This window comes from Glaciecola sp. MF2-115, from assembly GCF_047250385.1.
Classification (GTDB): Bacteria; Pseudomonadota; Gammaproteobacteria; order Enterobacterales; family Alteromonadaceae; genus Glaciecola.
On sequence record NZ_JBLBVM010000041.1, the window covers coordinates 60,094 to 73,982 of the forward strand.

Sequence of the window (13,889 nt, forward strand, 5' to 3'; positions counted from 1 at the left end):
TAACAGCTATCACTACCTAATAAATTGTATGTTTAACCCATATTTTCAGGCTTTTGATTGCTTATGATTATCATCGGCACTGAAAAGAATATCTAACACATTCGCGATTTTTTCTTCAAGCTTATCTTTACTAATATCAAAGCCAAACAAAGCTTTTGTATAGCTTAAACCAGAGATTGAGGACAAGACCATGTCCGCGATATCTTCTGGATCTTGAGTTGTTTTCAAATACTGTCTAATTTGACCCATTGTAATTAAGCGAACTAGTTCTTTTATAGCCGGTAAATAACACCGTTTATAATGATCTTGCGACATAGTGCGGCTAGATAAAGCTTGGCTAATCATTAACTGGTCAAATCTAACTATTTGAGGATCAAAAAGTATATTAACCAAGTTGACACAAAACAGCTTAAGCATTTTCTGATATTCAAGTTGATTATTTACTTCCATTTTGGATGGTTCGTATATCTTAGCGACTTCTTTTTCAACCACCGCTTCTAGCAATTCTTCTTTACTTGCAAAGTATTTATACAAAGTCATTTTGGAAGTTTTGGCGGCTTTTGCCAATTTATCAGTTGTCACAGAAGCAACCCCAAACTCTAAGAAGAGGTCCCTCGCAGCGGCTAAAATTCTGCCTTCAGCATCTTTACGACTCATTATGAATGTTCATTTCCATTGTTTTTTTAATCTTGTTCAGTTATCTCAACCATACCTGTAATTGCCAAAATAAGCATCTCTTATATCCCAATGACTGGTTCAAAAAATGCGATTCTAATATGCTGACAATTACAAAACCATATGGTACTGTACTGTACAGTACTAAAAGTAAAATTCAATAGTCGCTCTAGTAGTTGAGCTATTTGACTGGAAATAAAATGAAATTTTTGCAAAGTGTTGTGAGCACATTAACCATCCTTTTTACTCTAAGTGCATGCTCAGGTTCTGAGGAAAATAAGAATGGCATGGATAGTAGTAAGAGTGAACCTGCTAAAAAAGTGTGGACGACTCCTCTAAGCAAAGCCTCAGAAGGTATAAAAAGGCATTTAACGGGAACTATTCAAGCGGCGGATGCCGTTTCAGTATCATTTGAAGTGAGTGGAGTTATCTCAAAAATGCATGTCGACTTAGGCCAGGCATTTAAAAAGGGTGATGTGCTTGCGGAGCTTGATACTGCGCTCTACTCACTAGATGTGCAAAAAAGTGAGAGTGCATTAGGTGAAGCTAATGCGGCCCTTCTTGATGCAAAGCAAACTCATGAGCGTAACAACAAACTTAGACAACAAGGCTTAATTTCACAAGCAGCCTTGGACACTTCTACTGCAAATTATGATATCGCGAAGCAACGGTTTAAAGTTGCTGAAAGTGCATTGAATATTGCTAAGAAGAACCTCTCAGACACGCAGCTTATTGCACCATATTCTGGGCGTGTGTCTGCTCGATTAGTAGAACCCTCACAGCAAATTCAAGCTGGCACTTCTGTACTTAGTATTCAAGGGAATGCCAACCTTGAAGTGAGCGCAGCGATCCCTGAAGGCTTAATCGGCAAAGTTACCTTACTTGACCAAGTTGATGTTGTAGTGCCGTCTCTGAGTGCTTCGAAGACTTATGCAGCGACTTTAACGGAAATTGGTGCTCAGGCTTCAATCGCTAATGCATTTCCAATCACCATTACCTTCAATGAGCATTTCAGCGGTTTTTATCCGGGGATGTCGGCAGAGATAATATTAATGGTGAGTAGCCTATTTGACGGCGAAGAATACTTTGAAATTCCTTTCAGTGCTTTCACAACAGACAATTCTGGCCCGTATTTGTATTTTGTTGCACAACAAGAGAATAAGCAAAATGCCATCGCGAAAAAGTACTACATTGATATTGTCGAATTAAAGCCCGAATCGGCGATTATTCGATTTAAACAAGAGCCTAGCTCATTAACAACAAAGCCTTCACGAATCGTAAAAACCGGACTTGATTTCATTAGACCTGATCAAGCCATCTCTGTAGTTGAAACGACAACAATCATATATAACCAATAGAGCGCATAGAAATGAATTTGTCTGATTTTGGCTTACGTTACAACCGCTTTGTGATGACGGTTGTTTTGTCACTGATGCTGTTCGGTGGCATTAGTTATTTTACGCTACCTGCTCAGGAAGACCCCTCGATAAAAGTTCGAGAAGCAGTTATTACGACCCACTTTCCCGGCATGCCAGCTGAAAAAATAGAGCTTCTAGTTACCAAAACGATTGAGGAAGGTGTGCGCAATGTTGACGAAGTTGAAGAGATTCGTTCCATTTCCATGCCAGGCACTTCAGTCGTTTACGTGGATTTATATGACCGTTATTTCGATCTCGACCAAATTTGGGACAAAGTCAGAAATGAACTGGTAAAGATTAAAAGTGATTTACCAGAAGGAACGCAAGCCCACATTATCAATGATAACTTTGGGGATGTTGCGATACTCACGGTTGCCCTTCAGGCTGACAAAGGCATTCGCATGGGCGAAATGTTTGATATGGCTCAACATGCTCGTGACATGATTTACACCGTAAATGGAACACAATCTGTCAGTATTCTTGGAGCTCAACAAGAGAATATTGTCATTGAAGTATCGGACGTAAAAGCCGCTCAACTGGGTGTGTCGCCTGAGCAATTTATTGAAACCCTACAAAAGCAGAACGTGATCCGCTCAGGTGGTAAGGTAAACGTTGAGGGCAAAAGTTTTAATATTGTACCAAGTGGTGATTTCACCAGCATACAATCCCTCAAAGAAGTTATTTTTACACTCCCTAATACCAACAATTCTATTCGTTTAGAGGATATTGCACGGGTCTACCGCAGCATCCAATCCCCTGCTTTTCAAACAGCTTATTTTAACGGTGAACGCGCTATCGTGTTAGCGGTGGCTAAAAGCGAGCGCTTTAGTGTGACTGAATACACCCCTCGCCTTGAAAGCATGCTTAAAACTCTTGAACAACAAATGCCAGCGGGTATAAATCTGAATGTCATCACTCGCCAAGCTGACCAAGTAAATGCTGCGGTGCTTGGCGTATCGACTAACGTCATTCAAACACTCAGTATCGTATTAGGTGTCGTTATATTGTTCCTTGGCTTTAGGATGGGCTTAATAGTTGGAGCGATAGTACCAGCCGTTATTCTTATTGTACTTGCGATACTTAACTTCAGTGGTATGGCACTAGAACGCATGAGTTTAGCAACCTTAATCATTTCCTTAGGTTTGTTAGTAGACAACGGTATTGTCGTCGCCGAGGACTTCAAAAAGCGTTTGGAGAATGGTGAAAAGCGACGCGATATCGTCACGACTATTGGCAAGACCTTAGCCATCCCATTATTAACATCCTCAGCAACAACAATGTTAGTGTTCTTGCCATTAATGTTGGCCGAAAGCGATTCTGGAGAATACACACGTTCAGTCTCAATCGTGATCATATACTCTCTCGCAACCTCGTGGCTTCTATCGTTAATGGTCACACCTTTCTTATGTTATGTGTTTATAAAAGATATCAAAGCGGATAGTAAGAAAGTAGGCATACAAGCAAGAGTCGCAGGCTTCTTCGATCTCATCCTTCCTGTTTATAAAGCCATATTGTATTTCGTGTTGAAATTTCGTGTATTTACCATGGCGCTCACTATCATTTTATTTATAGGCGCTGGAGTAGCGATGAGTCTGGTTCCCGTAAAATTCTTTCCTGATTCAGATCGTGCTCAAATATTAGTGTATATGGATTTGCCCGCGGGTTCTTCCATGCCTGAAACTGAAATGGTTTTACACAAGCTATTCAAGGTTCTTGACGATAAGGAGCGTTACCCTAATGTCGAAAATTATGCCGCCTACGGTGGTTTTGGTGGGCCTCGCTTTGTTTTGTCGCTAACGCCGATAACCCCCGAGCCTAGCAAAGCTTTCATTATGCTGAATCTGAGTGATCGAGCTTATCAAAACGACACGATAAAACGCCTACGAGAAGACTTTGCGAATGGCGACTTTCCTATGATAAATGCGCGAGTCACGAAGGTGTTCTTAGGCCCTTCTGACTCTAATAAAATTGATGCTCAGGTAATCGGACCGGATAAGGACTATATCTACAATACAGCACTTAAGGTTCAAGAAATATTCCGTAATTTGGATGGCACAGTTGAAATTAAAAATGACTGGGAAAACAAGATCACACAAGTCGATGTTCAGATTGACCAAGCCCGGGCAAAGCGAGCGGGTGTAAGCTCGGCAGATGTTGCAGAGTCACTCGAAACGTTTTTCTCTGGGCGCGTAATATCAGAATTTAGAGTTGGAGATGACCTTATACCCATTATTATTCGAGGCCAGGCTGAGGATAGATATGACATAAGCCGCATATATGGAATTAACGTTTATTCATCTTCGAGAAATGTGAATGTGCCTTTGGAACAAGTCGCGGATATCGTATTTAGTCCGCAATATGCAAGAATTGCCCGTGAGAATTTATTCCGTACTGTCACTGTTGAAGCTAAAAATATGTATATGACGGCTGAGGATATGGTACCCATTTTACAAGTGGAGTTTGATAAGCTTCGGGCTCAGTTACCGCCAGCTCACAGAATAGAGTTTGATGGCGTGGTAAAAGACTCTAAGGAATCTCAGGCTTCGCTGAATGCTAATTTACCGCTTTGCCTAGCTATCGTCATGCTTATTCTCATCGCTCAGTTTAACTCTTTGCGCCGAGCAAGTATCGTCATCCTTACCGTTCCACTTATCCTAATCGGAGCCGTTGTTGGCCTGCTAACGGTCCAAGCTAATTTTGGCTTTATGGTCATATTAGGTTTGTATGCTTTGGCGGGAATAATTGTTAATAACGCAATTGTGCTCATTGATAGAATTGATATCGAACGTGAGGAAAATGACGATCAATATGAAGCATTAGTAGAGGCCTGCTTGCGCCGATTGCGTCCTATTGTGATGTCTACTGTCACCACGATACTTGGTTTGCTGCCATTAATAATCGGCCAAGATGCTTTATTCTTCGGCATGGCGAGTGCCTTAGCTTTTGGCCTGCTTATTGGTTCATTGCTAACATTAGGCGTCGTGCCAGTGTTATACAGTTTCTTCTTTAATATTAGAAAAGTTTGAAATGAGGATGATGCAAAATGCTACCGAATAACTTGATTGCTAGCGATTCAACAGTATCGCATCAACAATAGCGGCGTTAGCCTCAGGAAAGTCGATGTTTCTGAGTTCATTCAAAGCGACCCATTTATGGAGCTGTCCTTCTTTCCCAAATGGCTCGGCACTGAACTCATTGACGAATAGGACCGACAAAAGAACACGTTTGTCTGGATATTCATGAGCGATTTCGATGAGTTCTGAAGAGTTAAGTACACGAATACCAATCTCTTCATGCAGTTCTCTATCCAAGGCTTCTTCAACGCTTTCTCCAGGTTCAACCTTGCCGCCTGGAAACTCCCATTTACCACCTTGATGTTGGTGATCTGCTCTTTTACATATAAAAAAGGTGTTGTTCCTACGAACAACACCTACTGCTACATGAACTTGTTTCATCAAAACAATTATGACCTTTCTAGTAAGTCTTCTTTAACAGGCTCGGTAAGCGTCCTAAGACAACTTACCATGGCATTGTTTAAACTTCTTGCCTGAACCACAAGGACAAGGGTCATTGCGGCCTACTTTAGGGCCTGAACGTTGAACCGCTGCTGGTTTTTCAGCTTCTGGCTCTGTTACCGACTCATGTTCAAAGTTCTTCTCAACTTCTGCTGCACGACGTTGCTCTTCCACAGCCTCAACATCAGCTTGCTGTTGCACTTGAACGCGACTCAATACGCTAATAACATCCACTTTCAGTGTTTCTAGCATTTGTGAGAACAACTCGAACGATTCGCGCTTGTATTCCTGTTTAGGGTTTTTCTGAGCATATCCGCGCAAATGAATACCTTGACGAAGGTGATCCATCGCAGCCAAATGCTCTTTCCATAAACCATCTAAACTTTGCAACATCACTGCTTTTTCGAAATTACGAATAACTTCTGCACCAACAGTTTTCTCTTTTAACTCGTAAGCTTTTACGATTTCTTCGTAAATACGTTCTCTGATAATTTCTTCAAATAATTTATCATCATTGTCTAGCCATTCTTGAACTGGAAGATCAATCGCAAAATCACTCTTCAGACGCTCTTCCAAGCCTTTGATATCCCACATTTCGTCAAGTGATTGTGGCGGTATGTACTGATCAATGACGCCAGAAACAACATCTTTTCTGATGTTAGCGATCATTGAGCCAATATCGCCTTCATCTAATAATTCATTTCGTTGTTCATAAATAACACGACGTTGATCATTAGCAACATCATCGTACTCTAAGAGTGACTTACGTATATCAAAGTTACGCCCTTCTACTTTACGTTGTGCGTTTTCAATAGCGCGTGATACCCATGGATGTTCAATTGACTCGCCTTTTTCCATACCAAGACGCTTCATCATGTTGCCCATTTTTTCAGAGGCAAAAATGCGCATTAATCCATCATCAAGGGATAAGTAAAAACGCGAAGAACCGGCATCACCCTGACGACCAGAACGACCACGCAACTGGTTATCAATACGACGTGATTCGTGACGTTCAGTACCGATTATGTGCAAACCACCAGATTCAAGAACTGCATCATGGCGTTTTTGCCATTCTGCTTTAACATGTTCTATTTGCTGTGCAGTTGGGTTTTTAAGCTTTTCCATTTCAGATTGTAAATTACCACCCAATACAATATCGGTTCCACGACCCGCCATGTTGGTAGCAATCGTTACTGCACCTGGCATACCAGCATTTGCGACAATGTCTGCTTCTTGTTCATGGAACTTAGCATTTAGCACTTTGTGTGGAATTTTGGCTTTTTTCAATACACTTGAAAGTAGTTCAGAATTTTCAATGGAAACCGTACCAACCAACGTTGGCTGACCGCGCTTAACGCAAGCGATAATATCTTGGACTATGGCATCGTACTTTTCTTCCGCTGTCAGATAGATTTTATCAGCTCTATCATCACGTACCATTGGCTTGTTAGTTGGGATGACTACCGTCTCAAGTCCATAAATATGATTAAACTCGAAAGCCTCGGTGTCAGCTGTACCAGTCATACCTGCAAGCTTGTCGTAAATTCGGAAGTAATTCTGGAAAGTAATTGACGCTAATGTTTGGTTTTCGTTCTGAATATTCACACCTTCTTTTGCTTCGATAGCTTGGTGTAAACCTTCTGACCAACGACGACCTTCCATCGTACGCCCAGTATGCTCATCTACGATTACAATTTCGTCGCCTTTAACAATGTAGTCTACGTCTTTTGCAAATAACTTGTGCGCGCGAAGTGCGGCATTGACGTGATGTAATAGGGAAATATTAGCTGCAGCGAATAATGATTCGCCTTCTTCTAAAATGCCATACTTGTGTAGAAGTTCTTCAACGAATATTTGACCCGTTTCAGTCAGGTGAATTTGCTTCGCTTTTTCGTCAATGGTGTAGTGACCATCGCCGATGTCATCTTCTTCATCTTCTTTATCTTGCTGCTGCAATTCAGGAATAATGAGGTTAATTTTCTTATAAAGCTCTGAACTGTCTTCAGCCGCTCCTGAAATGATGAGTGGTGTTCTTGCTTCATCGATAAGGATTGAATCGACCTCATCAATTACCGCAAAGTGAAGCCCGCGTTGGACGCGATCTTGTGGGCTGAATGCCATATTGTCGCGCAGATAATCAAAACCGAATTCGTTATTTGTACCGTAAGTAATATCAGATTCATAAGCGGCACGTTTCTCTGCAGGACTTAAACCTGGGATATTACAACCAACGGTTAGACCTAAAAATTCAAAAAGTGGTCTACTCCAATCGGCATCACGCTTTGCTAGGTAGTCATTCACTGTTATTACGTGAACGCCTTTACCCGAAATAGCATTTAGGTAAGACGGGAGTGTTGAGGTTAATGTTTTACCCTCACCCGTTCGCATTTCCGCTATTTTGCCTTGATGTAAAACTAAACCACCTTTCATTTGAACGTCGAAGTGGCGCATACCGAATACGCGTTTGCTGGCCTCACGAACGACGGCAAAAGCTTCAGCAGCAATGGCTTCAGTAGTTTCACCTTTTTCAAGACGCTCTCTGAATTCAACTGTTTTACTTTTCAGTTCATTGTCGGATAGCTCTTCGAATGCTTTCTCGAATGCATTTACAGCAACAACTGTCTTTTTTAATTTTTTTAGTAAACGGTCGTTACGACTGCCAAATATTTTCTTAAAGATACTTGCAAACATGCTATTTGATTTTCCAAAAATGACTAATATAAAACGCGCGATATAATAACAATTATGTCGCGAATAAACTAGGGCGTGCTAGGCAAAGTAAGGACTCTGCGAAGCGACAATTAATAAATCAAGGTGTGAGTGTAACGAGGAAGGCTGAAAACCAGCTTCTTAACGATAGATGAATGGCAGAGGATCGACTTGTTGACCGCTTTTTAGAACTTCATAATGCACGTGTGCACCTGTTGAACGGCCAGTATTACCCACTAAAGCGATACTCTGACCTTTAGTAACAACGTCGCCAACTGTGACAGTTAACTCTGCGTTGTGACCATATCTTGTTCTTAAACCGTTTCCGTGATCTATTTCTACTAATTTACCATATCCGTATCTGTCGCCTGACCAAGTCACAACACCGGCGCCCGTCGCAATAACCTCTTCACCTTCTTTGCCTGCGAAATCTATGCCTTTATGCATAGAAGGGCGGCCAGTGAAAGGGTCTTTACGAACACCATAATATGAAGACAACCAACCTTTAGTGACTGGACGTCCTGCTAACTCACTCTCTCTTTCTATATTGAGGCCTAACATCAAAGATTCAAGGGCGGTGAGTTGCTGAATTTTAAAATCTAATGTCTCAGACATTTTTTTGATTTGATTTGTGATTGAAGACTCATCGCTGTAGAGGGTTTGCATCTCTTCACTTAGCGTAAAATCTTCTTTATTAAGACCGGCCTTCTCAGCCATAGTTGCCGTGAGCAACTCCATCTTATTGATGCGGTTTTGCAGCACAGCTAGTTGATTCACAATTCCACCGACCTGTTGTTCGGTATTTGTTTTAAGCTGTTCCACTAATTTTGCTTGCTGTTCTAAGCCTGTTTTGACAACACTAACGCGCACATGGTTTTCATATACAGATTCGGTTGAACGGCTAGAAATAAGGAAGACGATAGATGCAATTACAGAAAAGCTTAACAGCTTGCGAGCGGATATCCGCTTCACAAATCTGCGCTTGTTGCCTTTGTAAAGTATCGTAAAAGTCATCAGTACCCTATTTCAAAAAATCTTAGCTTGCTTAATTGACGCTGAAATGTCGTCGAAACAAACTGAATGTACTTAGTCTACCTACGTTATCGGCACAAGGAAACATTTACTAAGCACACATACTTATTCTATCTTATACCTGAAGGTTTAAACTGACGTTTTCCAGCGCGGGCCTTTAGGAATGAAGAGCTACACTAAAAAGCTAGAGATGGCTCGATATAACGAATTGGTAAACTGTCTTCATTTTCGAACTCTACATATTCCCATGCGGATGCATCGTTAAGTATGGCATTCAATAACTTGTTGTTTAGACCATGACCCGTTTTATACGCTACAAGTTCGCCGATTAAACTGTGTCCACCTAGATATAAATCGCCAACCGCATCCAAAATTTTATGTTTCAGAAATTCGTCATTACAACGAAGTCCTTCCGGATTAAGTACTCGGTACTCGTCGAGGGCAACAGCATTATCCATGCTGCCACCTAACGCTAAATTCATAGAATTCATCAGTTCCAAGTCTTTCATGAAACCAAAGGTTCTAGCACGGCTAACTTCGTCAACGTAAGAGTCGACTGAGAAGTCTAGTTCAACTTTTTGTCTACTAGCGGCAATTGCAGGATGTTCGAAATCAATTTCAAAATTGACCTTGAAACCATCATGCGGTCTGAATTCAGCCCACTTGTCGCCGTCTTCTACGCGCACAGTTTTGGTAATTTTGATGAACTTTTTAGGGGCGTCTAACTCCTGCACACCGGCGCTTTGGAGTAAGAAGATAAATGGAGATGCACTACCATCCATAATAGGAAGTTCGTGGCTATCTACTTCAACAATAATATTATCAATGCCAAGACCTGACAACGCAGAAGCTAAATGCTCCACGGTATGAATGGAATGACCGTCAGCGTTAGTAATACATGTACACAACATAGTATCACCCACGGCATCGGCTTTGGCTTGAATGTCTGCGTACGGTTGCAAATCAACGCGACGAAAAACGATACCCGTGTTTGCAGGCGCAGGACGCAAAGTCATAGTAACTTTACGCCCTTTGTGCAAACCGATACCGGTTTCTTTCACAGACTCTTTAATAGTACGTTGTTTAATCATTTTGTTTAAGTTCACCAAACAGAAAAACGGCGCATAATCTATCACCCAACGACCGAAATGTCAATGAGTTACAATATTTCAAGCTTTTTTTTAAAAAAACCAACTGTTCAGACCACTGCAACTAAATCAAGTTCAGCTGCAGTCGAATGTTTAGTCAGCTTGTTTTCTCAAAAATGCTGGGATATCGAGATATTCTAGTTCGCTGCTAGGTTGTGCTTCATCGTCTAACTTAAGCGCTTGGTTGCCATCAGTACCGCCATTAGATTTATGCTCTCTCGAACCTGCACTATATTCACGGCCAACAGCACTCACTCTAGCATTATCGTTGACTAAGCTGATGTCAGGCTTTCTTTCAGCGCCGATACCAGTTGCCACAACAGTTACTCGAACTTCATCAGTTAATTCTGGGTCAATGACTGTACCAACAACAACTGTCGCATTCTCTGATGCAAATGCTTTAACCGCGTTACCCACAATTTCATATTCGTCGATAGCGAAGTCAAGACCTGCGGTGATATTCACAAGAATACCGCGAGCACCAGACAAATCGATGTCTTCAAGTAAAGGGCAAGCAATAGCAGCTTCAGCAGCTTCTTCTGCTCTATCTTCACCAGAACCAACACCGCTTCCCATCATCGCCGTACCCATTTCTGACATCACCGTTTTCACATCGGCGAAATCGACGTTTATCAGACCTGGACGTGTAATGAGTTCAGCAATACCTTGAACGGCACCACGTAGCACATCATTCGCGGCACTGAATGCTTGTAGCAAAGGTGTACCTTTGCCCATTACTTTTAATAATTTTTCATTTGGGATCGTGATCAAAGAATCGACGTGCTTTGAGAGCTCCGCGATACCTTGATTGGCAAAATCAGAACGTTTTCTACCTTCAAATGGAAAAGGTTTAGTGACGACTGCAACTGTCAGTATGCCCATTTCTTTCGCAATTTTAGCTACTTCAGGTGCTGCACCAGTTCCTGTTCCGCCGCCCATACCAGCCGTGATAAATACCATGTCAGCGCCTTCCAGCGTTTGACGGATTTTTTCACGATCTTCTTGAGCTGCTTCGCGACCCACATTTGGATCTGCACCGGCACCTAGACCTTTAGTAACTTCGTTACCAATTTGTAGTTTGATGTCTGCACTTGATGTCTTCAATACTTGAGCGTCAGTATTCATGGCGATAAAATCAACGCCTTCGATCACTTGCTTGACCATATATTCGACGGCGTTACCACCGCCACCTCCGACGCCAACTACTTTAATGACGGCTTCGTCGCTTTGACTGTCCATTAGTTCGAACATTCTGCTTCTCCGGTATACTGAAACCTATTTCTTTTATTATTTCGGTTTCAAATTGTTTTAGCGCTAAAGGTTAAGGGGCCCCTAAAATTCGCCCTTAAACCAGCTTTGTATGCGTTTTAACACGCTTTCTTCGCCTTTCTTTGAAGACGTTCTTTTATTATTTAAATTTTGCTTACCATACTGTAACAGACCTACTGCCGTAGCAAAACAGGCATCATCAACATATTCAGCCAAACCCTTGACTGAATGAGGCTTTCCAACCCGCACTGGCATTTGGAATATTTCCTCGGCAAACTCTACGGCACCTTCCATTTTAGCTGTTCCGCCAGTAATGACGAGTCCCGCAGCTATCTGTTCTTCTAAGCCACTAGCCTTGATTTGTTCGTAAGCCAATTCAAATAGCTCTTGATATCTAGGTTCTATGACTTCGGCCAATGTGTGACGCGACATAACTCTCGCAGGCCTACCACCAACACTTGGCACTTCAATGCTTTCTTCCATGCTCACCATATCTTTCAGTGCACATGCATAATTTGTCTTAATGTCTTCTGCATTGCTCATTGGCGTGCGGAAGATTTTTGCTATGTCGCTTGTGATCTGGTTTCCACCCAATGGGATAACCGCGGTGTGCCGGATTGCGCCATCGGTGTAAATCACGATATCCATTGTACCGCCACCAATATCAACAACACACACACCCAATTCACGTTCATCATCAGTTAAAACAGCATAACTTGATGCGAGTGCTGAAAAGATGGTTTGATCGACACTCAAATCACAACTTTCAATACACTTAACTAAATTTTTTGCCATATCGTCGGCACAAGTAATAATATGTGCCGCGGCTTCCATTCTTACACCCGACATACCAATAGGGTTTTTAATCCCTTCTTGCACATCGATAACAAATTCTTGTGGTAACACATGAAGTAATTTTCGCTCTGCGGCCATTGGCACTGAGCGCGCAGCATGAATGACGTTATCCACATCATCCTGAGTTACTTCTTGGTTATTGATCGGCACCATTCCACTTTCATTTTGACACTGAACGTGGCGCCCTGAAATTGACATAAATACTGACGATACACTGCAGTCTGCCATCAATTCCATTTCATTAACTGCTTGTCTTACAGACTGAACAACCAAGTTCAAATCATTCACACCGCCCTTGTCCATACCGCGGGATTTGTGTGTACCAACGCCAATAATACTGATGCTGTCATCGTCGAGCAATTCGCCAACAATAGCTTTGATTACGCTGGTTCCGATGTCTAAACCGACAATAAGGTCTCTTTCCATAGCTTTAGACATGTTTCTTATCACTCATTTTAGTCATTATTTTCAGTAATTTCTTGTTCTTTTTTATCATTTTTCTGCCAACCTACAGCAAGCCCTATATCATACCGCAAATCGATGTAATTAATCGCCTTATTTTGTGCCTGTAAGAGCGGAAAAATATCAATAAAATTTTGCAGTCGAGCAATAAACTGCTGACGCCCTATATTTAGGCGTATTCCGTTGCTTAACTCCACTCTCCAAGCGAATCTTTCGCTCAAAAATAATTCGTTTATTGTGAGTCCAGTGGTACTCAATAATGACTGCATTGCATTGAAGCCTGCTAAGGCCGTTTTTTCACTCCCACCAGGGCCAAATAACAAGGGCAATTTTTGCTTCGGATCACCACCGTCAAAAATGTCACCTTGAGTGTTCAACAAAAGGTCATCATTCCAAATAGCAACCGGCTCTTGTTCAACAACATAAATATGTAAGCTATTTGGCCAACGCTTGCGCACTGAAGCACGGTAAACCCATGGCATATCCTCTAATAGCTCGTAAACTTCATTGACATCTAAAGCAAAAAAGCTGCCTTTCTGATTTTGTCTAATGAGCGCTTCCATCTGTTGATCGTCTAAAACCGTTCGAGCACCACTAAATATTATCTTTTGTACTGGTAGTTGCTGTTCGTCTTCAAGCCACTGCTTTACCTGCAATCCACCGTAGATAAAGCCTGCAATAACGAATATAAAAACAATTAAGCCAACAACTCGATTTGGCTCTTCTGTCTCACCAACTCTATCGTTTTCATCAAACTCTTCTAACTCTAACTGAGTTTCACTTAATGCGCCTTCTAGGTTTGCCTG

At 41.8% G+C, this 13,889-nt stretch carries 10 protein-coding genes; 2 read left to right on the forward strand and 8 right to left on the reverse strand.

Annotation, left to right across the window (positions count from 1 at the left end):
• Positions 1–45 precede the first annotated feature (45 nt).
• Complete coding sequence (locus tag ACKLNX_RS04415; RefSeq protein WP_412971376.1) at positions 46–657, reverse strand: TetR/AcrR family transcriptional regulator; 612 nt, start codon at positions 655–657, stop codon at positions 46–48.
• Between the two features lie 218 nt (positions 658–875).
• Between ACKLNX_RS04415 and ACKLNX_RS04420 the strand changes: the two genes are divergently transcribed.
• Both ACKLNX_RS04420 and ACKLNX_RS04425 read left to right on the forward strand, forming a co-directional pair.
• Positions 876–2,033 carry an efflux RND transporter periplasmic adaptor subunit gene (locus ACKLNX_RS04420; RefSeq protein ID WP_412971377.1) on the forward strand — a complete coding sequence of 386 codons (1,158 nt, stop codon included), beginning with the start codon at positions 876–878 and terminating at the stop codon, positions 2,031–2,033.
• 11 nt (positions 2,034–2,044) lie between these two features.
• Positions 2,045–5,119, forward strand: a complete 3,075-nt coding sequence (locus ACKLNX_RS04425) for an efflux RND transporter permease subunit (protein ID WP_412971378.1) — start codon at positions 2,045–2,047, stop codon at positions 5,117–5,119.
• A 39-nt stretch (positions 5,120–5,158) separates the two neighbouring features.
• On the opposite strand, the gene mutT is transcribed toward ACKLNX_RS04425, so the two are convergent.
• The 7 genes from mutT to ACKLNX_RS04460 all read right to left on the reverse strand — a co-directional run bounded on the left by mutT (position 5,159) and on the right by ACKLNX_RS04460 (position 13,781).
• Positions 5,159–5,548, reverse strand: coding sequence for an 8-oxo-dGTP diphosphatase MutT (gene mutT / locus ACKLNX_RS04430; protein WP_412971379.1), 390 nt, complete (start codon positions 5,546–5,548; stop codon positions 5,159–5,161).
• A 54-nt stretch (positions 5,549–5,602) separates the two neighbouring features.
• Complete coding sequence (secA, locus tag ACKLNX_RS04435; RefSeq protein ID WP_412971380.1) at positions 5,603–8,299, reverse strand: preprotein translocase subunit SecA; 2,697 nt, start codon at positions 8,297–8,299, stop codon at positions 5,603–5,605.
• A 159-nt stretch (positions 8,300–8,458) separates the two neighbouring features.
• Complete coding sequence (locus ACKLNX_RS04440; RefSeq protein ID WP_412971381.1) at positions 8,459–9,331, reverse strand: M23 family metallopeptidase; 873 nt, start codon at positions 9,329–9,331, stop codon at positions 8,459–8,461.
• Between the two features lie 194 nt (positions 9,332–9,525).
• Positions 9,526–10,440 carry a UDP-3-O-acyl-N-acetylglucosamine deacetylase gene (gene lpxC, locus ACKLNX_RS04445; RefSeq protein WP_411693118.1) on the reverse strand — a complete coding sequence of 305 codons (915 nt, stop codon included), beginning with the start codon at positions 10,438–10,440 and terminating at the stop codon, positions 9,526–9,528.
• A gap of 150 nt (positions 10,441–10,590) precedes the next feature.
• Positions 10,591–11,748 (reverse strand): cell division protein FtsZ, encoded by a 1,158-nt coding sequence (gene ftsZ, locus ACKLNX_RS04450; protein ID WP_412971382.1) that lies wholly within the window; start codon positions 11,746–11,748, stop codon positions 10,591–10,593.
• 81 nt (positions 11,749–11,829) lie between these two features.
• The gene (ftsA, locus tag ACKLNX_RS04455; RefSeq protein ID WP_411693120.1) at positions 11,830–13,059 is read right to left on the reverse strand and encodes a cell division protein FtsA; all 1,230 of its coding nucleotides are present in this window, start codon (positions 13,057–13,059) and stop codon (positions 11,830–11,832) included.
• Between the two features lie 17 nt (positions 13,060–13,076).
• Entirely contained in the window at positions 13,077–13,781 is a 705-nt protein-coding gene (locus tag ACKLNX_RS04460; protein WP_411693411.1) for a cell division protein FtsQ/DivIB, read from the reverse strand.
• Positions 13,782–13,889 lie beyond the last annotated feature (108 nt).

Bases quoted from the DNA above. Each gene is read 5' to 3' on its own strand.
- ACKLNX_RS04425 (WP_412971378.1), top strand. From the start codon at position 2,045: ATGAATTTGTCTGATTTTGGCTTACGTTACAACCGCTTTGTGATGACG.
- ACKLNX_RS04420 (WP_412971377.1), top strand. From the start codon at position 876: ATGAAATTTTTGCAAAGTGTTGTGAGCACATTAACCATCCTTTTTACT.
- ACKLNX_RS04440 (WP_412971381.1), bottom strand. From the start codon at position 9,331: ATGACTTTTACGATACTTTACAAAGGCAACAAGCGCAGATTTGTGAAG.
- secA (WP_412971380.1), bottom strand. From the start codon at position 8,299: ATGTTTGCAAGTATCTTTAAGAAAATATTTGGCAGTCGTAACGACCGT.
- mutT (WP_412971379.1), bottom strand. From the start codon at position 5,548: ATGAAACAAGTTCATGTAGCAGTAGGTGTTGTTCGTAGGAACAACACC.
- ftsA (WP_411693120.1), bottom strand. From the start codon at position 13,059: ATGTCTAAAGCTATGGAAAGAGACCTTATTGTCGGTTTAGACATCGGA.
- lpxC (WP_411693118.1), bottom strand. From the start codon at position 10,440: ATGATTAAACAACGTACTATTAAAGAGTCTGTGAAAGAAACCGGTATC.
- ftsZ (WP_412971382.1), bottom strand. From the start codon at position 11,748: ATGTTCGAACTAATGGACAGTCAAAGCGACGAAGCCGTCATTAAAGTA.
- ACKLNX_RS04415 (WP_412971376.1), bottom strand. From the start codon at position 657: ATGAGTCGTAAAGATGCTGAAGGCAGAATTTTAGCCGCTGCGAGGGAC.